The sequence below is a fragment of the Mesorhizobium sp. M0618 genome (assembly GCF_040320765.1).
Lineage (GTDB): Bacteria > Pseudomonadota > Alphaproteobacteria > Rhizobiales > Rhizobiaceae > Mesorhizobium.
This window is the reverse complement of the sequence record NZ_JAMYQH010000012.1, coordinates 1-20,941: the sequence shown is the minus strand read 5'-3', so window position 1 is coordinate 20,941 and position 20,941 is coordinate 1. Positions and strand designations below refer to the sequence as shown.

General features: G+C 64.1%; 18 protein-coding genes. 4 read left to right on the top strand and 14 right to left on the bottom strand.

Going from position 1 to position 20,941, the window contains the following annotated elements:
• Positions 1–58: 58 nt before the first annotated feature.
• The 11 genes from NKJ04_RS14705 to uxuA all read right to left on the bottom strand — a co-directional run bounded on the left by NKJ04_RS14705 (position 59) and on the right by uxuA (position 14,842).
• On the bottom strand, positions 59–1,051 hold the full coding sequence (locus NKJ04_RS14705; protein ID WP_023809084.1) for an ABC transporter permease: 993 nt from the start codon (positions 1,049–1,051) through the stop codon (positions 59–61).
• 4 nt (positions 1,052–1,055) lie between these two features.
• Complete coding sequence (locus NKJ04_RS14700; RefSeq protein WP_352440730.1) at positions 1,056–2,021, bottom strand: ABC transporter permease; 966 nt, start codon at positions 2,019–2,021, stop codon at positions 1,056–1,058.
• Positions 2,014–3,660: a dipeptide ABC transporter ATP-binding protein gene (locus tag NKJ04_RS14695; protein ID WP_352675920.1), complete on the bottom strand. Its 1,647-nt coding sequence runs from the start codon at positions 3,658–3,660 to the stop codon at positions 2,014–2,016. Before NKJ04_RS14695 ends, NKJ04_RS14700 begins: the two co-directional genes overlap by 8 nt.
• A gap of 29 nt (positions 3,661–3,689) precedes the next feature.
• Positions 3,690–5,447: an ABC transporter substrate-binding protein gene (locus NKJ04_RS14690; RefSeq protein WP_352675918.1), complete on the bottom strand. Its 1,758-nt coding sequence runs from the start codon at positions 5,445–5,447 to the stop codon at positions 3,690–3,692.
• A 123-nt stretch (positions 5,448–5,570) separates the two neighbouring features.
• Complete coding sequence (locus NKJ04_RS14685; RefSeq protein ID WP_128302608.1) at positions 5,571–6,788, bottom strand: GNAT family N-acetyltransferase; 1,218 nt, start codon at positions 6,786–6,788, stop codon at positions 5,571–5,573.
• Positions 6,785–8,047 (bottom strand): acyl-CoA dehydrogenase family protein, encoded by a 1,263-nt coding sequence (locus NKJ04_RS14680; RefSeq protein ID WP_352609993.1) that lies wholly within the window; start codon positions 8,045–8,047, stop codon positions 6,785–6,787. The genes NKJ04_RS14685 and NKJ04_RS14680 overlap by 4 nt, the downstream gene beginning before the upstream one ends.
• A gap of 50 nt (positions 8,048–8,097) precedes the next feature.
• The gene (locus tag NKJ04_RS14675) at positions 8,098–9,243 is read right to left on the bottom strand and encodes an LLM class flavin-dependent oxidoreductase (protein WP_164892822.1); all 1,146 of its coding nucleotides are present in this window, start codon (positions 9,241–9,243) and stop codon (positions 8,098–8,100) included.
• Entirely contained in the window at positions 9,240–10,664 is a 1,425-nt protein-coding gene (locus NKJ04_RS14670; RefSeq protein ID WP_352675914.1) for an LLM class flavin-dependent oxidoreductase, read from the bottom strand. Before NKJ04_RS14670 ends, NKJ04_RS14675 begins: the two co-directional genes overlap by 4 nt.
• 8 nt (positions 10,665–10,672) lie before the next feature.
• A complete protein-coding gene (locus NKJ04_RS14665) occupies positions 10,673–11,911 on the bottom strand; it encodes an acyl-CoA dehydrogenase family protein (protein ID WP_352554984.1) in 1,239 nt (412 codons plus the stop codon).
• Positions 11,908–13,317 carry an LLM class flavin-dependent oxidoreductase gene (locus tag NKJ04_RS14660; protein ID WP_352609986.1) on the bottom strand — a complete coding sequence of 470 codons (1,410 nt, stop codon included), beginning with the start codon at positions 13,315–13,317 and terminating at the stop codon, positions 11,908–11,910. Before NKJ04_RS14660 ends, NKJ04_RS14665 begins: the two co-directional genes overlap by 4 nt.
• A gap of 340 nt (positions 13,318–13,657) precedes the next feature.
• The gene (uxuA, locus tag NKJ04_RS14655; protein WP_352675911.1) at positions 13,658–14,842 is read right to left on the bottom strand and encodes a mannonate dehydratase; all 1,185 of its coding nucleotides are present in this window, start codon (positions 14,840–14,842) and stop codon (positions 13,658–13,660) included.
• Between the two features lie 99 nt (positions 14,843–14,941).
• Between uxuA and NKJ04_RS14650 the strand changes: the two genes are divergently transcribed.
• The gene (locus tag NKJ04_RS14650) at positions 14,942–15,727 is read left to right on the top strand and encodes an SDR family NAD(P)-dependent oxidoreductase (protein ID WP_352675908.1); all 786 of its coding nucleotides are present in this window, start codon (positions 14,942–14,944) and stop codon (positions 15,725–15,727) included.
• Positions 15,728–15,832: 105 nt separating this feature from the next.
• On the opposite strand, the gene NKJ04_RS14645 is transcribed toward NKJ04_RS14650, so the two are convergent.
• Positions 15,833–16,639 carry an SDR family NAD(P)-dependent oxidoreductase gene (locus tag NKJ04_RS14645; protein WP_023809097.1) on the bottom strand — a complete coding sequence of 269 codons (807 nt, stop codon included), beginning with the start codon at positions 16,637–16,639 and terminating at the stop codon, positions 15,833–15,835.
• The gene (locus NKJ04_RS14640) at positions 16,636–17,490 is read right to left on the bottom strand and encodes an NAD-dependent epimerase/dehydratase family protein (protein ID WP_352675904.1); all 855 of its coding nucleotides are present in this window, start codon (positions 17,488–17,490) and stop codon (positions 16,636–16,638) included. The genes NKJ04_RS14645 and NKJ04_RS14640 overlap by 4 nt, the downstream gene beginning before the upstream one ends.
• A 232-nt stretch (positions 17,491–17,722) precedes the next feature.
• On the opposite strand from NKJ04_RS14640, the gene NKJ04_RS14635 reads away from it, so the two are divergent.
• From NKJ04_RS14635 to NKJ04_RS14625, 3 genes are read left to right on the top strand one after another with little or no spacing between them, the layout of a single operon-like run.
• Positions 17,723–18,367 (top strand): cysteine hydrolase family protein, encoded by a 645-nt coding sequence (locus tag NKJ04_RS14635; RefSeq protein ID WP_352675901.1) that lies wholly within the window; start codon positions 17,723–17,725, stop codon positions 18,365–18,367.
• Between the two features lie 49 nt (positions 18,368–18,416).
• Positions 18,417–18,968 carry a MarR family winged helix-turn-helix transcriptional regulator gene (locus tag NKJ04_RS14630; protein ID WP_023809100.1) on the top strand — a complete coding sequence of 184 codons (552 nt, stop codon included), beginning with the start codon at positions 18,417–18,419 and terminating at the stop codon, positions 18,966–18,968.
• Positions 18,969–19,012: 44 nt separating this feature from the next.
• A complete protein-coding gene (locus NKJ04_RS14625) occupies positions 19,013–20,206 on the top strand; it encodes an amidohydrolase family protein (RefSeq protein ID WP_023809101.1) in 1,194 nt (397 codons plus the stop codon).
• Positions 20,207–20,209: 3 nt separating this feature from the next.
• Here NKJ04_RS14625 and NKJ04_RS14620 read toward each other — a convergent pair whose 3' ends face one another.
• Positions 20,210–20,794 carry an amino acid synthesis family protein gene (locus NKJ04_RS14620; RefSeq protein ID WP_023809102.1) on the bottom strand — a complete coding sequence of 195 codons (585 nt, stop codon included), beginning with the start codon at positions 20,792–20,794 and terminating at the stop codon, positions 20,210–20,212.
• Between the last annotated feature and the right edge of the window lie 147 nt (positions 20,795–20,941).

Genomic DNA, 20,941 nt, shown 5'->3' with positions numbered 1-20,941 from the left:
CGAATATTTTTCCCAATATCCGTGCTGAAATGAGAGCGAATTGCCTGATGGCGGGCGGTCACGACAGGCTCGCCGGGTCGCGCCATCTGGTTGTGATGTCGACGGCGAAGGTGCAGAACACGAACGATGCCGCGGCGAAGATCGTCGTCCCGATGACGACCGGAAAATCGCCTTCAAGCGCCGAGTTGATCGCCAGCCGGCCGACGCCGTCCAATCCGAAGATCGTCTCCGTGACGATCGCCCCACCCATGATGACGGCAAGCTCCAGGCCACCCAGCGTGATCACCGGATTGAGCGCGGCCTTCAACGCATGATCGTAATAGACCCGCCATTCCGGAACACCCTTGGCGCGCGCCGTCCTTATGTAGTCCTCGCCCAGAACCTCAAGCATGCTTGCGCGGATCAGCTGCTGGAAAATGCCGATCTCGGCAAGTGCCAGCGTCAGCCACGGCAGGGCCAGATGCCGGGCCCATTCGAACGGATCTTTCGTCAGCGGCACATAACCGCTGCTTGGAAACCAGAAGACCCCATGGTTGGAGAGCTGGAAGAACAGGAAATAGGAGATCAGGATGCCGGAGAGGAACGTCGGCACCGACAGGCTCGCATAGGCGAAGCCCGATATCAGCCTGTCCAGCCAGGAGCCCTGCCGGCGCGCGGCAATCACGCCAAGCAGGATCGACAGCGTCATCCAAATGACGACGGCACCAAGGGCGAGCGAAAGCGTCACCGGCACCTTGGACAGGATGAGGTCTGTCACCGGTGTCTGCTTGCGGAAGGAGTAGCCCAGCGCCGGCGGCCAGTGAGCGATCCCCATCGGCGCGCCCTGGATGTCGGGGCCGCGGTAGAGATAGTACCACAACTGCAGATACCATGGCTCGTTGAGCCGCAGCGCGTGTGCTATGGCATCGATCGCCTGCTGGCTGGCGTTGCGCGGCGCCAGCATCGCGGCCGGATTGCGATAGGCTATGCGGGTGATGAAGAACGCGATCACCAGCACGATCAGCAGCGTCGAGAGCGCCCGGAAGATCAGCCCGCCTGTGTGCCGGATCATGGCGTCACCCGCTGCGGCGATGGGGGTCGAGGACGTTGCGCAGGCCAGCGCTCAGCGTGTTGAAGCCGGCCACAGTCAGAAACAGCGCGATGCCGGGTCCGAGCAGGAACCATGGCTGCAACTGGTAGAGGGATGAGCGCTGCGCCTCGGCGATCATATTGCCCCAGCTCGGCTGCGGCGCCTGCACGCCGACGCCGAGGAAGGAGAGCGTCGCTTCGGCGATGATGTTGGTCGGCAGTTGTACCGCCCAGTAGACCAGGATGACCGGCGCGATGTTGGGCAGGATCTCGCGCATGATGATCCTGGCCTTCGAGGCGCCGATCGTCTGCGCGGCTTCCACCAGCGGGCTGCGGCGCAGGACAAACACCAGGCCACGCGTCAGCCGGGCAAAGTAGGTCCAGGAAAACAGGGTTATGATCAGCACCACCACCAGGGAGGGCGCAACAAACGGCTTGCCATCGACGCCCCGGTTCAGCGACAGGAGGCTGAGCGCGGTGACGATGAACGGGAACGACAAAGCGACGTCCACCGCCTGCGAAATGACGCGGTCGACGCGACCGGCAAGAAATCCGCTGACGAGGCCGATGGCGGTGCCGATGATCATGGCAAGCGTGGTCGCCGGGATGGCGATGGCCAGCGATACGCGCGCGCCGTAGAGCGTTCTGACCAGCACGTCGCGGCCGTTGCCGTCGGCGCCAAGTGGAAATTCGAACGTGGGGCCAGTCGGCAGTCCCATCTCGGTCAACGCCGTATCGCGGAACTGCTCCGTCACCCCGTGCCCCAGCAGCCACGCGACCACTGGCGCCAGCAGCGCACCGGCGGTGACGAAGCCTATGATCAGCGCGCCGATGCGAAAGGACCGTTCGCGCAGCAGCGCTCGCACAAGCAGCGACCTGTAGGAATTCACCACCTCGCCATGCCCCAGCAGGACGTGGTCCTGGACGGACGCCAGGGCACGGATCTCAGGCATGCGCGGCGATCCGCTCGGGAACCGGGTTGCGCCGCAGGACCTTGCCGGGGATCGCGTCTATCAGCCTGACCGTGTAGGGATGCCGGGGAGCGCCGAAGACACGGCCTGTCTCGCCGGCTTCCACGATGACGCCCTTCTCCAGCACGATGACGCGGTCGCACAGTTCCGACACGACGCCGAGATCATGCGAGATGAAGAGCAACGACAGGCCTCGCTGCCGGCGAATGGTCTGCAGCAGCCTGATGATCTTCGCCTGCGTCGTGATGTCGAGTGCCGATACCGGCTCGTCGGCGACGATCAGCGAGGGTTCGAGCGCGATGGCGCGCGCAATGGCGACACGCTGCCGCTGGCCACCTGAAAGCTGGGCCGGGAAACGATCCAGCACGTCGTCGGGAAGTTCCACGTCGCGCACCAGATCCTGCACGCGCCGGCGTATCGCCGCGGCGTCCAGTCTGGTGCCGATGATGAAGGGTTCCGCCAGAATGGACCGGATGCGCCGCCGCGGGTTGAGGCTTGCATAGGGGTCTTGAAAGATAACCTGTATGTCCGACCGCAATTGCCGGTCGATGGCGATCCCGCCGACACCCGAACGCGAATAGATACGCTCCCGCAGGGAGATGCTGCCCTCGTCCGGCCGGTCGAGCCCGGCGATCAGCCGGCCGATTGTCGACTTGCCGGAACCGGATTCGCCGACGAGGCCGACGATCTCGTTTTCGCGGACGGTGAACGAGATATTCGTGAGCACCGGCCTGATCAGACCGCCTGCGGCGGAGCGGCCTGCGAACGAACGCGCGATTGCCGAGACGGAGAGCAAATCGGGCATCGACGGCAGCGCCGGGAGTAGCGATGATCGCGCCGCGCGGGCCACCAGGCCGCCAAGCCGCGCCGCACCGAGCAGCTCCCTGGTGTAGGCTTGGCGCGGTGCCCTGTAGATCAGCTCGGCCGGCGCCTGCTCCACGACGTGCCCCGCGCGCATCACCAGGACATCGTCGGCAATGTCCGAAACGACGGCCAGATCGTGGCTGACGAAGATCATTGCCGTGCCGTGGTCCTGCTGGATTCGTTTCAGCAGATCGAGGATCGACGCCTGCACGGTCACGTCGAGCGCGGTCGTCGGTTCGTCGGCGATGATCAGACCGGGATTGAGCGCGATCGCCGCTGCGATCATCACGCGCTGGCGCATGCCGCCGGAGAACTGCCTGGGATAGTCGTTCACGCGGGCCGCAGGATCGGGGATGCCGACATCGGCCAGAAGATCGAGAACGCGCTGACGCAGCTCCCCGCGTCCCACCTTGCGGTGGGCGGTGATCGCTTCGGCGATCTGCTGGCCGATGGTCTTTAGCGGATGAAGGTTGCTGAGCGGGTCCTGGAAGATGAAGCCGATATCGGCGCCTCTCCGCCGGCGCAGGTCGCCGGCGGAGAGGCCCAGTATCTCATCGCCCTTGTGCAGCACGCTGCCGCGAACACTCGCCGCCGGTGGCAGAAGGCCGGTGGCGCCGAGCAGCGACACGCTCTTGCCCGAGCCCGATTCACCGACGATGGCAAGCGTCCTGCCCGGCTCGACGGAAAACGAGACGCCATGCACCACGTCCACGCCGCCGAACGCGACGCGCAGATCGGCGACAGAGAAGATGGGCACGCGCGCCTCCTTTTGCCGGTCCGGCCTTGCTACTGCTTGAGAGCGATGTTGGTGATGTCGGCATTGACCGCCAGCGACGACCACACCCAGTTGGCGAGGCGATCGGAAGTGACCACGACCTTGCGCTTCTCGAACAACGGAATCCATGGCAGGTCGGCGGAGACGAGCTTGTCGGCCTTGGTCCAGATCGGTCCCGGATCGTCGGACGGATAGGCCTGCGCCGCTAGCTTGTTGAGTTCCGGATTGCTGTAGCAAATGGCGTGGACGTTGCCGGTGCCGCAAGGTGCCGCGTCCGAATTCAGCCAGCCGCCAAGCAGCATGCGCGTGCTCGGTCCCTGCCAGTCCGGGGAGAATGTGCCGCCGAGGGACACGTCCCAGCGGCTCTTCGGATCCTGGATGAAGGCGTACCACTGCGTCGGCGGGATCGGGATCAGGTTGAGCGTGATACCCGCTGCTTCCAGATCCTCCTTCAGCGTCACGGCAATCGCTTCGAACTGCGCGTTGCCCCTGTAGATCGCGTCGAACGCAATGCCATTCGGATATCCCGCTTCGGCGAGCAGTTCCTTTGCCTTGGCCGGATCATCCCTGTAGCTTTCGGTCGGATACGGGTCGAACTTCTCGTAGCCGAGAATGGTCGAGGTGATGATCTGGGTGAGCGGCACCGCGCCGATCGAACCGGCCTGCGTCTGCGCCAGATGTTCGCGGTTCACCGCATAGGTCAGCGCCTGCCGGACCTTCAGCTTGCGCAACGCCTCGGCCCCGTCGCTCTTGACCTCCGGCCGCTGGTTGAAGGTGATGAAGTTCGCCGATCCACTGTTCGTCACATGGATGTCGGGGCTCTTCTGCGACAGGAAGCGCTGGATCGTCGGAATGGGCGGGATGTCGAGATAGAGCGACAGATCAGCCTCACCGGCGATGATCTTCTGGACGACGCTGTCCTCGCTGTTGGCGGTGAAATCGATATCGATCTCATCGGCATAGGCCCTGCGCGCCTGGTCGGACTCCGCCTTGAAATTCTTTGCCTTCTTCAGAACCAGCTTCTGACCCTGCTCATAGGTGTCGACATAGTAAGGGCCGCTGGACGGCAGGTTCTTGCGCGACTCCAGCGAGTCCGGGAAATATTTGGACGCGATCTCGGGCGCCACCGGGGACACGAAATTCATCGAAAGGATGTTGAGGAAGTCGTAGTTCTTGGTGTCCGACTTGATGACCAGCGTGTGCTCGTCGGGAGCCGAGACGCCGGCAATCTCGTGCGTGTCGGTGAAAGCCTTGGTCGCAGCGAGATCACCTGTCGGCACTTTCGCGAATTCCTTGCAATAGTCGACGAAGCCGGAGATCACGAGGTTGAAATAGTTGATGGCGGCGACCTGCTTGTTGGGATCGCAGAAGCGCTTGACGCCATAGACGAAATCACTGGCGACGATCTTGCGCTCGATGCTGCCGGAGAAGAACACGTCGTCCTTCAAATGGAAGGTGTAGACCTTGCCGTCGTCGCTGATGTCCCAGGACTTGGCGAGATCCGGCACGAGCGTGGTGTCCTCCTTGAGGCCGGCTGGCGAGCCGGGATAGGTCACCAACTGGCGCGTTGTTGCGCGCAGGATTTCCCAGGAATCGATGCTGTAGCCGGTGAGCGGATCGAACGCATCGAGATCGGACTGGATCGAAGCAATCCGCAGGACCCCGCCATGTTTCAGATCTTCCGCTTGCGCGGATGAACCAAGAACATAAATCGACAGAATGCCACCTGCAATTCCCAATAGTAAATTACGCGCAACATGTGTTGTCATTACTTCTCTCCGATTATAAATAATTCTTCAAAATACCATTGCATTTAGCGAGAATAATTTTGAGATAAAATTACCCATTTTTCAAACACACTTTCAAAATACATTTTATATTAGCTCCGCCTGTCAAAACATTGTTCCGGAATGAGGCAAGGCCGGCGCCGTGAACAGCGTGTCGAGCGTTTCGACCGCAGCCCGGTCGAAGTCGCCGAGGCGCCCCGTCTGCGCGAGCTGCCACCACTTCACGCCGCCGAGATAGGCCGCCGAAACCGCGGCCACGTCCGTCACCACGGCGGCGGACAGATTGGTGCGCTCGGCTCCTTCTGGCGAGAGGCGCAGCCTGGTCGCGTTCTCGGGCAGGATGGCATCGGAGACTTCCAGCACGACGCTGCCCTGCCCGGCATAGGACCGGGCTGTTAGAGCCTTTTCAGCGTCCAGGAGCCGCAGCCATGTTTCGTCGCGCGCCGCCGAAACGCGAACGCTTCGAAAATCCTCGAACAGCCACGGCAGCAGATCGTCCGCGGGACGGCTCCAGAAGACGATGCGATGCGGCAGGTCGACCGCCAGCAGATGTGCGACCAGCGCGACATAGGCGGCCGGACTGTAGGCCACGATATCATCGACCACGATGGTGCGTTCCGAGCTGGTGAACCAGCTGTCGAGGCCGACAGGGTGATAGCGCACGAACCCGGTTTCCGAACCCTTGTCGCCGTGAACGGCGACGTAGTTAGGCGTGCCGCTGTGCGTCTGGCGCAACGCCTGAAAATCCCACCAATAGGCCGAGCGTGTGATGACGCCCGCGCGCGAAACAGGCTGACCCGCGTAGATGCGCGCCTGTATCGCCCAGGCATCGTCGCTGTCGATCAGCCGAATCTTGTCGGAGTACGTCAGCCCTGCCCGCAGGCGCGCGCGCTGGGTGTCGACTTCCAGGCTGACAGAAGTATTGGCGATCGCATAGCCAAAGTTGCCGTAGATGCGCGCGTCGGAGGCCCGCAAGGTGGCCGCCGCCTCGCCCTGTTCGCGCGCGGCGCGCAGCTGCGCCTTGAACAGCGCCGTGGCGGCGCCACGCCGCGTATGGGTGGGCAGCACGCCGACATGGGTGACCGCGGCCTGCGGCAACCAGGCGCCGCCGGGAACCGCGATCCGTCCCGAATAGGAGTCGGTTGTGCCAACGAGCGTCTCGCCGTCGAAGGCGCCCCAGGTGCGATCCGGCTCGAACAGTCTGTCGATCAGCGCGTCGTCGATCGGGCCGAGCGGCGGCAGGCCGACCATGGCCGTGCGGAAGGTGCGTGCGGCCTGCGCGAGTTCGGCCTTCCCGGTCAGCAGGCGCACATCCGATATCATGATGCCTTCCGCGTGGGCACGGCTTCAGGCTTGTGCGCTTCCGGCTGCGGCGGCTGCGCATAGGTTCGCGGTCTCGGCAGCGTTTCGGCCAGCAGATATGTGCCGACCTCGCGCGCCCGGTAGGAGACCGGATCGTGGACGGTATGGGTGCGCGCGTTGCGCCAATAGATGTCGAGGCCATATTTGTTGGCCGTCGAGCGCGCGCCCGTCGCTTCGAAGATGCGCGCCGTCACGTCGAGCACGACGTCGTTGGCGACGATCTTGCCCTGGTCGATGATCGTTGCGAGTTCGCCCCATTGCTGCGCCGTCACCGACGCTCCGGCATGCAGTGCCGCCTCGTAAAGCGCCGCGGCCTTGTCGGCGATTGCTATGCCCGCCGCAATGCCGGCGGATAGCCGGCCGAACAGCACCAGATGGTAGGGATCGTCGATCGCCCGTTCCAGCCCGGACTCCGGCCAGGGCCGGCCGAAGCGGCGGACATGATCGGCGGCGGCGGCAAGAGCGCCCTCGGCGATGCCGAGATAGAAATTGATGAAGATGAGCTGGCTGAACAGGACGCGCAGGCCATCGCGCAATTCGACATCGCCCTCATAATCGTCGAGGGCGCTGAGCAGCTCATCCTCGAAGACTTCGACACGGTCGAAAGTGACACTGCCGCTCGCTGTCAGTCTCTGGCCGAGATTGTCCCAGTCGCCGCCGAAGCTGATGCCCTTGCGCGTCGGCGGGATCTGATAGTGAGCGCGTTTGCCGTTGTCCCAGAGGCTGACGGTGATGACCTGGGCCACCGAGGCGCCGGTTGCGAAGGTGCGCCTGCCGTTCAGGAATCGGCGGTCGCCGACATGCTCGATCTCGTTCCACTGGTCGCGCGGGTTGCTGACGCCGCCCTGGAACCAGCCTTGTGCGCCGACGCCACGCGCCGTCTTTTCCCACTGCTCGGCCGTGCCGAGAATGTAGGTCCAGACACCGTTGGAATAATGATAGGCGATCAGTTGTCCGATCGACCCGTCGGCGGCGGCGATGATGCGGCTGATCTTAAGCGCCTGGACAAGGTTTGCGCCGGCGCCGCCGAATTCGCGTGGCGCAGCCAGGCCAAGCAAGCCGCTGTCGCGCAGCAGCGCCAGTTCTTCCACCGGGTCCTTGTTTGCCCGGTCGCGTTCGAGCGCCGTTGCCGCGAGTTGCCGCGCCACGTCGCGGGCCTTCTCGGCCCAGGTCTCGAATTCGGCGTCGCTGAGGCCCGGATAGATCTGAATGTCCGACATTGTCTTCTCGTCATGCTCCATTGTCGCGACCACCAAAGGCCGCACATGTTTCAGGCTGCGAGCAGCCCCTTCGATTTCAAGACCGCCAGCGCGCCTTCGGCGAAATGATAGGCTTCCTCGACATGCGGCTGGCCCGACAGGATGAAGTGGTCGAAACCGACGGCGTGGTACTCCTCGATGAGCGACGCCACCTGCTCGTGGCTGCCGACGATCGCGGTGCCGGCGCCGCCGCGAACCAGGCCGTAGCCGGCCCACAGATGCGGCGATATTTCGAGATCGCGCACGCTGCGCGCGGTGAGCGCCGCGGTGCCGCTGTCGCTATGCAACGCGTTCATCCGGCGCTGGCCGGCCGATTCCGTGCGCGCCAGGATTGCCTGCGCCTGCGCGATCCGCTCCGGCGTCAGTCTCTCCAGCAGCCTCTCGGCCTCCTCCCAGGCCTGCGCCTCGGTATCGCGACTGATGACATGCAGGCGTATGCCGAAGCTTAGTTTGCGGCCCTGCGCGGCGGCGAGTTCCCGCACATGGCCTATCCGGGCAGCCTCGGTTGCCGGGCTCTCGCCCCAGACCAGATAGGTGTCGACATGGCGCGCGGCGACCGCTTGCGCAGCACCACTTGCGCCACCGAAGAAGATATCGGGAAGCGGCCATTTGCCGAAATCGATCTGGGCGCCTTCGATGTCATAGTGCTTTCCCCTGAAATCGAAGCGCCGGCCCGAACCGGCTGGCAGGACCACGCCGCGCAGGATCTCGAGGAACTCTCCCGTGCGTTCATAGCGCTGGTCGTGGCCGAGATGATCGCCGAAGCGTTTCTGCTCCAGCGGATCGCCTCCGGTGACGACGTTGAGCAGCAGCCGCCCACCCGATATGCGCTGAAGGGTCGCCGCCTGGTGGGCGACCAGCGTCGGCGAGATCAGGCCGGGACGGAAGGCGACGAGGAACTTCAACCGCGTGGTGACCTGCGCCAGTGCTGCCGTGACTATCCAGGCATCCTCGCACCAGGTTCCGGTCGGCGTCAGCACGGCTTCGAAGCCCAACGTCTCCGCGGTCTTGGCGACCAGCGAGAGATAATCGAGGCTCGCTTCCCGAAACCGCGATCGTGACGGGCCGTTGCCGAGATGGGAATCATCGCCAGAGCCGACGATTTCCCGGCTGTCGCCGTTGGTCGGCAGATACCAGTGGAGATGGATGCCGCTCACTCGGCCGCCTCGACGATGGTACCCCAGTTCGAGCGGTCGCGTGCGGCTGTTCCCGGATGGTCGTCGCGCAGCAGCCGCTGGCCCGCTCCCTGGAAGCGCTCGCGGATCGTGGTGCCGGGCGCGCCACGTTCCCGGATGCGACCCCGCCGCCGCAGCTCCGGGACGACGAATTCGATGAAGTCCTCGAACGTGCCCGGACTGACGACATAGGCCAGGTTGAAGCCGTCGACGCCGGATTCATCGGCGATGCGTTCGAGCTCGTCGGCGATCCTCTGCGGTGAGCCGACCAGCTTGGGATGGATGCCGCCGAGCCCGATATACTCGGCGATCCCGGCCACGGTCCAGCGCCGGTCGGCATCGATCCGCGTCAGATTGGCAAGGGCTGAACGGCCGGCATTTGTCTCGATATATTCGAGCGGGTGGTCGAGTGGGTATTGCGACCAGTCGACGCCGGTCCATGCCGAAAACAGCGCCAGGGCCGCTTCGACACTGGTGTAGGATAGATAGTCCTTGTGCTTGGCCTCGGCCTCTTCGTCCGTGGCTCCGGTAATGACGGTGACCGCGGTGATAAACTTTATCGCATCCGGCGCCCGTCCGAGTTCGACGGCGCGGGCACGGATCGCCTCGACCGAGCGGCGGATGGAGGCGGTGCTGGTGCCGCCGAGGAACACCACCTCGCCGTTGCGAGCAGCGAATTCGCGCCCGCGCGGCGAGGTTCCCGCCTGGAACAGAAGCGGCGTGCGCTGCGGACTGGGCTGCGCGAGATGCGCGCCGGGCACGGAGAAATATTTGCCGTGATGGCCGATCGGATGGATTTTGAAAGGGTCGGTGTAGAGCCCCTTCTCGCGATCGTGCACGACCGCCCCGTCCTCCCAGGATCCCTCCCAGAGCTTGTAGGTGACATCCAGGAATTCCTGCGCCAGATCGTAACGCTCGTCATGGTCGATCTGGCGCTCCAGGCCGAGATTCTTCGCCGCCGATTCCAGAACCGAGGTGACGACGTTCCAGGCAATGCGGCCCTTGGTCAGATGATCCAGCGTGGTGAACTTGCGGGCCAGGAGATAGGGCTGCTCGTAAGTGGTCGACACGGTGATGCCGAAGCCGAGATGCCTGGTGGCGGCGGCCATTGCCGAGACCAGCAGCAGCGGGTCGTTGACCGGCGACTGGGCTGCGGTGCGCAGCGACGCATCCGGTGTCCCCCGGAAGACATCGAGGTGGCCAAGCGCGTCAGCGAGGAACAGCGCGTCGAAGCCGCCGTCGTCGAGCAGCTTGGCCAGCGAGGTCCAGTATTCGAGGCTGGTGTAGGTGTTGGCGCGGTCGCTCGGATGACGCCAGAGGCCCGCCGACACGTGACCGACCACGGTCATACCGAAGCCGTTGAGGATGAGAGGCTTGACCGCCTTATGGGTGGAACTTGCCATGCTTCGGCTCACGAATAGTAGGTTGGCGGCGGCACACGGCCGTTAAGCGCGAAGTCACCGACTTCCAGCACCTTGTAGTGGACGGGATCATGCAGGCTGTGGGTGCGGACGTTGCGCCAGTAGCGGTCGAAGCCGAACGAGCGCGCCGTCGAGCGGGCGCCGGTGAGCTCGAATATCCGCGACGTCACTTCTAGGGCGACCTCGGTCGAATGCACCTTCGACTGGTAGGCGATTGCCGCGGCATGGCCACGCTCTTCCGCGGTGAGATCCCTGCCTCGCTCGAAGGCGCGCTGCACGGCCTCGCCGGCGGCGTCCGCGAGCGCCTGCGCGGACGCCAGCGCGATCGAAAGCCGGCCGAAGCGCTCGACAACCAGCGTGTCCTCGGAGGCTTTCTTTGCCGGCGAGGACAGCCATGGCCTGCCGCGTTGGGTGATGTAATCCCTGGCGTCTTCCAGGGCGGCAAGGGCGGTGCCGAGATAAAGTTCGCCGAAGGCTGCATGAACGATCGGCACATGCAGCGTGGCATGCGGCGGATGAACCGTATCATCAGGCCAATGCCCGACCAGATCGTCGGCGGATGCGGCGACATTTTCGAGCGCCGCACTGCCGCTCACCGTCAGCCTCTGGCCGATATTGTCCCAGTCATTGCCGAAGCTGAGGCCTGACGTGGGGTTGGCGACGATGAACTGGCCGATATGACCGCTGGCATCGGTGCCGGCGATCCGCGTGCTCCCGGCAAAGCGCACCCAGACCTGCAGCGTGTCGGCCACCTGCGCACCACTGGTGAAAGGCTTGGCGCCGTTGAGCACGAAACCGCCGTCCACCTGCCTCGCCTCGACAAGCGGCTCATAGGCGGCCTGCGCGATGCCGGCATGAAACCAGCCCTTGGAGAGAAAGCCTTGAAGCCGTCTTTCGATCAGGGACTTGTTGTCGCCGTCCAATCCGATTGCCGTGCCGAAGAGATGGTAGATGACGATCTGGGCTATCGATGTATCGCCCCTGGCCAGGATGCGGACGATCCTGAGCACTTCGGCCGGCGTCGCGCCACCGCCGCCAAATCGCTTGGGAATATAGATCGTCAGCAGGCCGGCCAGACGCAAAAGGTCTATCTCGGCATGCGGGGCGGCCCCGGCCAGATCGCGCGCTGCAGCTGTTCGCTTGAGTTCGCGCACGACCTCCTCGGCCTTCTCGGCCCAGCCTTGGAAATCGCTGCGCTGTTCATGCTGAACGGTGGCGTGGATGGTCATGATGCCAAAGCCTCCGGCTGACGGCCCTGCGAGAAAGCGTGTTGCGCCGCCGGATGATCGGCGGGCACCCGGTTGTCACGCCCGAAGAGCCTGGACCGCAGCGAGGGACCGACATCCTCGCGAATTCGTCCGCGCTTCCGCAGCTCGGGAACGACGTGGGCGGAGAAATCGATGAAGCTGCCGGGGCTGACCACATGCGTCAAATTGATGCCGTCGGTGTCGGTGGCTTCCAGCCATTGCTCGAGCTCGTCGGCAACGGTCTTGGGGCCGCCGACAAAGGACTTGCCGCGCCCGAAACCGCCCTCCGGCGAGAACGCCTGGCGCAAGGTCCACTGGCGGCCCGACGACGGGTCATCGAACATGCGCAGCAGGGAACGGTTGGAATCGGTTTCGGTGTAGCGGATAGGCTGGTCGAGATCGTGCCTGGAAAAATCGATGCCGGTCGTTGCCGAATAATGCACCAGCGCGCCTTCGACATCGTAGTGCGACCTGTAGTCAGCGAGCTTGGCGGCCGCGGCGGCGTCGGTTTCATCCGTGATCACCGAGACCGCGGATATGAACTTGATGCTGCCTGGAGCCCTGCCTTCATCGCGGGCAAGCCGCTTCACCTCAGCGACATTGCGGCGGATGCCATCGACATCGGCACCGGCGACAAAGACCACCTCCGCGTGACGAGCGGCAAAGCGCTGGCCGCGCGGCGAACCGCCCGCCTGGAACAGCACCGGCACCCTCTGCGGACTGGGCTCCGAGAGATGCGGACCCGGAACGTTGAAGTAGCGACCGGAATGACCGATCGGATGGACCTTTTCCGGATCCGTATAGAGACCGTCCGGGTTGGCGGCGCTGCCGCGATCACGCACCAGGGCACCGTCTTCCCAGGAACCCTGCCAGAGCTTGTAGGCGACATCCATGAACTCGTCGGCGATCTCGTAGCGCTCGTCATGCGCCACCTGCCTGTCGAGACCGAGATTGCGCGCCGCGCTGTCGAGCTGCGAGGTGACGACGTTCCAGGCGATCCGCCCCTTGGTGAGATGATCGAGCGTGGTGAATTTGCGCGCCAGCAGATATGGCTTTTCGTAGGTCGTCGAAACGGTGACGCCGAAACCCAGCCGGCTTGTCGCGCCGGCAAGCGCTGAGACCAGCAACAGCGGATCGTTGACGGGGGACTGCACGCCCTTTGCCAGCGAGGCGTCGTATCCACCGCCATAGACGTCGAGAAGGCCCAGCGCGTCGGCGATGAACAAGCAATCGAAGCCGCCCTCCTCCAGTGCTTTGGCAAGTTCGATCCAGTAGTCCAGCTCGGCATGTCGATAGGCCTGGTCGGCCGGATGACGCCAAAGGCCGTAGGCGACATGGGAGACGGCATTCATGGTGAAGCCATTGAGAATAATAGGAGATTTTGCCATATGACAACCCAGACAAACGCGCTCAGCACGGGATCGATCTTTGTCTATGGATTTAGTGTAATTCAAAGCATCGCGCGTGGAGATTTTTCCTAAAGATCGCAGTGTTTGTGACAATCCATTACTGGATGGTGTCGAAGCGGCCAGTGTCGAGCCGCATCACCAAGTTTGTCGTCAAGCCATGCGGACAATCCATGCCCAGCTTCGCCGAACTGCGGCAGCGCATGGCTGCCCTGGCGCGATGCGGCCCAGGGCGTTTCTCATCAATGTGGCATATAAGCACCGCGGGAGTGCAAAAACGGCGCGATAGTTCAGATCCTGCCAGCCGAATTGAGGGAACCACTCAAGCCAGTTCGAACCGCTCGATGGCGCGCATGATGCCACGCAGCTCGGCGAGGCCTTTCAGCCGGCCGATCAGCGAATAGCCGGGATTGATCCTGGTCTTGCCGATATCGTCGGCGAGCAGATGGCCATGGTCGGGCCGCATCGGAATACGCCAGTCGGCACGGCCCTCCCGGCGGCGGCGCGCCTCTTCCTGCATCAGAGCCAGGATCACATGCGCCATGTCGGTGCCGCCCTCGAGATGCTCGGCCTCGTGGAACGAGCCGTCATCCTCGATGGTGATGTTGCGCAGATGGGCGAAATGGATGCGGTCCGCGAATTCCTTGACCATGGCGACGATGTCGTTGTCGGCGCGCGTGCCATAAGAGCCGGTGCAGAACGTCAGGCCGTTGGCGGGGCTGTCGACGGCGTCGAGGATGAAACGCGCATCCTCGGCGGTCGAAACGATGCGTGGCAGGCCATAGAGCGAGAAAGGCGGGTCGTCGGGATGGATGCACATGCGCACCCCCTCCTCTTCGGCCACCGGAATGATCTCGCGCAGGAACCAGGCAAGGTTGTCGCGCAGCTCCTTTGGTCCGATCGCGTCGTATTCCGCCAGGGCCTCGCGAAAACTGTCCCTGTCATAGCTGCGCTCGGTTGCCGGCAGGCCGGCGATCAGGTTGCGCTCGATCCTGTCGATAGCTTCGCTGCTCAATTCCTTCAGCCGCGCTTCCGCCTCGGCGATGCGGGCGGGGGTATAGCCGGCCTCGGCATTGACGCGCTTCAGCACGAACAAATCGTAGGCCGCGAAATCGATGGCGTCGAAACGCAGTGCATAGCCCGTCGTCGAAAGCCGATAGGCGAGATCCGTACGGGTCCAGTCGACCACCGGCATGAAATTGTAGCAGACCGTCGCAATGCCGGCCTTGGCGAGCGCGCGAATTGAGTCGCGATAGTAGCCGGCATAGCGCTCGCGTTCCGGCGCGCCGATCTTGAAGGAGTTGTGGACCGGAATGCTCTCGACCACCGACCATGTCAGGCCGGCGGCCTCGATGACACGCTTGCGCTCCAGAATGCTCTCGAGCGGCCAGGCGCGACCGTCGTAGATATCGTGCAAGGCGCTCACCACGCCGGTCGCACCGGCCTGCCTGACATGATCGAGCGTTACCGGATCGTTCGGTCCATACCAGCGCCAGCACTGTTCCATTGCCGCTTCCTTCTGCGAGAGGATGGCAACCTATTGTTGGACCACAATGGGTGTCAAACTAGGAACCGGTTTCGGACAGCGAATGAAGGAGTTTTCCCAATGAAGGATTTCGACGGCAAGGTTGTCTTGGTGACGGGGACGACCGGGATTGGCCTCGCCACCGCCAGACGCCTCGCTGCAGGGGGCGCTGCGATCGTCGCTTGCGGCATCGACCGCGCGGCCAACGCTGCCCTGCAAGCGGAACTGGAAAGCTCCGCAGCCGGGGCGCTGGTCATAAGCGCCGACGTCTCCGCGCCCGATCAGGTTCGCGACGCGGTCGCGGCCGGCGTGGAGCGGTTCGGCGGCCTTGATATCGTCGTCAATTCGGCGGCGGTGCATCCGTACGGAACCGCCGTCAGCACCGATTTCGAGACCTGGAACAAGGCGATGTCGGTCAATGTCGGGTCGATCTATCTGACAGCGCATTTCGGTATTCCGGAAATGGTCCGCAGGGGCGGCGGCGCCATCGTCAACGTCGCTTCGGTGCAGGGCTTTTCCTGCCAGCAAAACGTCGCCGCCTATGCCACCACAAAGGGCGCCATCCACACGCTGACGCGCGCCCTGGCCCTCGACCACGCGCGCTCCGGCATCCGCGTCAATTCCGTCAGCCCCGGCTCGATCCGCACTCCGATCCTGGAAAAGGCCGCGCGTGGCGACAATGGCAGCGATGCCGATGTAGAGGCCGCCTACAAGCGCTTCGGCGAAGCGCATCCCATCGGGCGCATCGGCGAGCCGGAGGAGGTGGCGGAACTCATCGCTTTCCTGTGTTCGTCGAAGGCCGGCTTCTGCACCGGCGCGGACTACAAGATCGATGGCGGCCTGACCGCCGGCATCGGCGTGAAGTAAATCATGAGGGGTCGGGCGACCGGGAGTCGTTGACGTCCGACTATTTACACTTCGCCATTGAAGGCCGAGACAGGCTGCACGGTGAGCGCGCCCCGGCGCCGCACCCTAGCGAAATTTCGGAAACGCGCCGCCAGCCGGCGCGTTGGCCCAGCTCTGCAAGGTCTGGCCGCCGTCGATCAGCCAATCCACGCCTGTGACGTGCCTCGCCTCGTCGGAGGCCAGGAAAGCCACGGCGGCCGCGACATCGTCCGGCTGGCCGATGCGGCGCAACGGAATGCGGTCGGCGAAATGCTGGACGCTGCTCTTGAATTCGCCGTCGCCGGAAACCGGCACGCCAAGCGTCGTCTCGATCACGCCGGGGCAGATGGCGTTGACGCGTATGCCGTAAGGCGCGGCATCGAGCGCTGCGACCCGCGTCAGGCCGACCACCCCGTGTTTGGAAGCGACATAGCCGGCACCACCCGAAAGGATGTCCCAACCGGCCATGGACGAGCCCATGTTGACGATCGAGCCTTCGGTCCCGGCCTCGATCATCGCCCGAAGCGACGCCTGCAGCACGAGGAAGATGCCGCGCAGATTGATGCGGATGGTCGTATCCCAGTCTTCGACCGGCAGGTCGTGAACGGGAGCGACGACGCCGGAAATTCCGGCATTGTTGAACACCACGTCGAGGCCGCCGAACGCCTCGACGATCGTTGCGACGGCGCGCCGCACATCCGCTTCATCGGTGACGTCAGCCTCGATCGCCAGGGCGTCGTCGCCGAGGGAGCTGGCCAATTGCCGCGCCGCCGCGCCATTGCGGTCGACAATGGCGACCCGCGCGCCTTCGTCAAGGAAACGCCGCACCGCTGCGCTGCCGATCGCGCCGGCGCCGCCGGTGACGAGGACCTTTTTCTGGTCGAACCGTTTCATCCTTCGGTCTCCGGCTTTGGATAGGAACGCCATGAATACTTTGGTTCGAAACCGATCGTTTCGCGCGCATGGACCGTGTCGAGCACGGCGCCGAAGCCGGCGATCGGCCGCGACAGAGCGACATTAGGATAGACCCGGCGCACGAGCGCTTCGGTCTCCTCTTCCATGAATGTGTCGGCGGCGCTCAGGAGGACGCGCAGATGGCCATCGCCTTGCCATTCAAGCGCCCGCAGGAAGCCCTGCCCGGCGTCGCGCGCATCGAGATAGGCCCACAGGTCGCGGGCACTGTCGGCGGTGGCGCGGCGCGGCCCGACGCCCTCGAAAAAAGAACCCGGCGTCTGGATCCACGGCATGCGGATACTGACCGCCGAGAAGGCCCCCCGGCGCACCGCCGCGTCGACGATTTCCTCGCCCAGCCATTTCGACAGGCCGTACGGGTCCTGCGCGCCGACCGGATGGTTCAAGTCGACCGGCAGATAGGGCGGCCGCACAGGTTTCTCGAAAAAGGGATAGCCGAAAACGCTGAAGGACGAGGCATAGACGAAGCGCCTGGCGCCGGCCATGGCAGCTGCCTCGACCACATTGTAGGCGGTCGTGATGTTGGTCTTGAACACCTCGCCGCCGGCCCGGCCGGTCGGCCGCGGAATGGCCGCGACATGCACAACGGCATCGCAATCGCGCACCAGCTGCAGTGTCGATCCCAGATCGGTCAAATCGGCGGTTGCGTGGCGCCATGCGACCTCACTCGGCACCACGGCATCGACACCAAGCACATCGTGGCCGGCCGCAACCAGAGCCTCGGCCACATGGCGGCCAAGCAGGCCGCTGGCTCCGGTGACGATGGTTTTCATATCTCGGCCTCGGCTCCGCAATTAAGCGGCTTGAATATTGTTGATGGTCATACAAATCGAGCACATGCCTGACAAGCGTTGTCAAGGCCATTTCGCGATGGACAAATAGCGCATACGCTTGTCGGAGCGCGGTGCGCAAGGCCGACCAGCACGCTTTGCGTCGAACGGGATTGACTTGGCATCCGCTAGGGTTTTTTGTATGAGCATCAACGATCGGTCAAAGGAGCTCGCCATGTCCGTGGACAGTTTTTCCTCACATCGGCACGATGACGCGGTGCGCCTCGATCCACGCCGTGCAGCCGTTGTCGTCATCGATATGGTCAATGAGTTCTGCAAGCCCGGCGGGGCCATGGTCCTGCCTGGGTACGAGACGCTGGTCGCGCCGCAACTGGCCGTGATCGAGGCCGCGCGCGCCGCCGGCGTGCCGGTGATCTGGGTCCATGACAGCCACCGGCCGGGCATGCGACGCGAGCGCGAATGGCTGAAGCGCACACCGCATTGCCTGGATGGAAGCTGGGGGCCGGAGATCATCGAGGATCTCGGCGCCCGCGATGACGAGATCCATGTGATCAAGCGGCGCTACTCGGCCTTCTTTCAAACCGACCTCGACCTGACGCTGAAAGACATGCAGACCGATCAGTTGATCATCTTCGGCGTGGTCACCAACATCTGTGTGCGCTCGACCGTCCATGATGCCTTTTTCGAGGGCTATGAGGTGGTGGTGCCAAGCGATTGCTGCGCGGCGACGGGACCACGCGAGCAGGAAAGCTCGCTCTATGACATAGCGACCCATTTCGGCGTGGTCAGCGATTCGGCTGATGTCGTCGCAGCCCTCCGCGACGGGAGGTCGCTTCAACCAGCGGAGGTCGCGGCTTGAGCTTTTTTCAAACCGGCGACATCCAAGACAGCGGCGATAGGAGTCCGGTGTGACGACTGAAAAGAAACCGCAATCCGAAAAAGGCGCGACGCCGAAAACGCCGAGCGGCGATGCACCCCCGAGCCGCGAGCAAGTGCTGCAACAATACGCCGAGACCGGCTATGAATTGGACCGCCACCCGGCGCACGTCATCCGCCGGGCGCATCAGCGCGCGACGTTGCGCTTCCAGCAGGTGATGGCCGGCGAAGACCTTTCGCCAACGCAATTCGCGGCGCTCGCCACGATCCTCAAGCATGGCGAAGTCTCGCAGAACCATCTCGGCCGGCTGACGGCGATGGACCCGTCGACCATCAGCATCGTCATGCGCAAACTGCTCAAACACGGGCTGATCACGCGCAGCGCCTCCGAAACCGACCAACGCCTGACGATGATCGCGCTGACCGGCAAAGGGACCGACTATACGCTGGAGCGGCTCGAACGCAGCGTCGAGGTCGGGCGGCGGTTCCTGTCGCCGCTCTCACCGGCTGAGCAGGCGACGCTGCTTCGCCTGCTCCAGCGCATCAACGACGACGACCCATCGAATGGCGACGGCGGCAAATAAGCCGCGTCCAGTCCTTTTTTCCATAACAGCAAAAGTGAGAACCGATGTCGTCCGACTCCCAGTCGTCTGCCAACACGCTCGTCGTCCGCAATATCGGTCTCATGCTGAGTGGCGATCTCGCACAACCGATCATCGACGCCGACACCATCGTCGTGAGCGATGGACGCATCACCAGCATTGGCAAGGCAGGCGACATTGATGGCGGCAGCGCGGCGACGATCATCGATGCGATGGGCTGTGCGGTCTCGCCGGGTCTTATCGATAACCACGCCCATCCGGTGGCCGGCGACTGGACGCCTCGGCAGAACCAGATCGGCTGGATGGATTCGACTGTGCATGGCGGCGTCACCACCATGATCTCGGCGGGTGAAGTCCACACGCCGGGCCGACCGCGCGACCTTGTCGGGCTGAAGGCGCTGGCGATCGCTGCCCAACGCACCTTCTCCAACTTCCGTCCGAACGGCATGAAGATCCTGGCCGGGGCACCGATCCTGGAACCCGGCCTTACCGAGGAAGACTTCCGCAGTCTCGCCGAGGCCGGCGTGACGCTTGTCGGCGAGGTCGGACTTGGCGGCGTCAAGGACGGGCCGACCGGCCGGCAGATGATCGCCTGGGCGCGCAAATACGGCATGACCTCGATGACCCACACGGGCGGTCCATCCCTGCCCGGCTCCGGCCGCATCGGCGCGGATGTCGTGCTGGAGGTCGACGCCGACATCGTCGCGCACGTCAATGGCGGGCCAACCGCCCTGCCCGACGCGGAAATACGGCAGATCTGCGAGAAGGGCTCGAGGGCGCTTGAAATCGTCCATAACGGCAATTTGCGCACCGGACTGTTCGTGCTCGACCTGGCAAGGCAGCGCGGCGAACTTTCGCGCGTCATCCTCGGCACCGACAGCCCGGCCGGATCCGGCGTGCAGCCGCTCGGCATCCTGCGAACCCTGACCATGCTGGCTTCGCTGGGTGGTATCGCGCCGGAAGTGGCGTTCTGTCTTGCCAGCGGCAACACGGCGCGTGTGCGCGGACTGGATGATCGCGGCATCATCGAGGCCGGTCGCGCCGCCGACCTGATCTTCATGGATCAAGCGATCGGCGGTGCCGGCGACGGGCTGCTCGACAGCGTGGCGCTGGGCAATCTTCCAGGCATTGGAATGGTCGTCATCGACGGCGTGGTGCGGACCGGCCGGAGCAGAAATACGCCTCCGGCGATGCGGGTGCCGGAAGTCCTGGCGGCCTGACGGTCAGCCGACGCCGTCAATCCCGACAATCTTGTCCTTGGTCAGCCCGCCGACGCGCGGGTGCGGCCTGCCGGAATCGGTGACGGCGATAGCGACGACGATCTCGTCGGCCCGCGGTGCGTCGGGAACACGAACCTCCATGCCGTCGAAATGGCTGCGCACCCGCGCCGCATCCTTGTGACCGAGCGGAATATCGAGCGGCACGCCGAGGCCGCCGCGCTTCTTCGATGAAGGAATGAGCGCGGCCCCCTTGCCGAGCACATCGCGGAACGGGGCACCGAGCTTTGGATGAAGGATGGCGGCGGCATGTTCGAGCTCACCGTCGGCGCCGACGGCGGCGGCCTTGCCGAAGCTCTCGACCCGGTCGCCGGCAATGCCCAGAGCAGCGACGGCGCGCTTGGGCAAGATATCTCCCAATGCTTCGCCTATGGCGCTCAGTGCCGACAGGTCCTCGACGTAGGTACCCGCATAGGGGTTGCGGATCACCGCGATGGCTGCGGCACGCCGCGTCGGCGGATCGACGGGCCGCCCGCCTTCGATCCGGGTTTCCTCGACGATGGTGATGATACGGCGGATTTCCGGGTTCATCGCAATCCGTCCTCGCCCTTGATGTCGGGCGCGGCCCAGGCAGCCACCCCACGCAAATAGAATGCCCCCGTGGTAAAAGACACAAATACCAACCAAAAATAACCAGCCCGCGCCAACGCAAAGAAGATAACGGTAAAGAAGAAAATA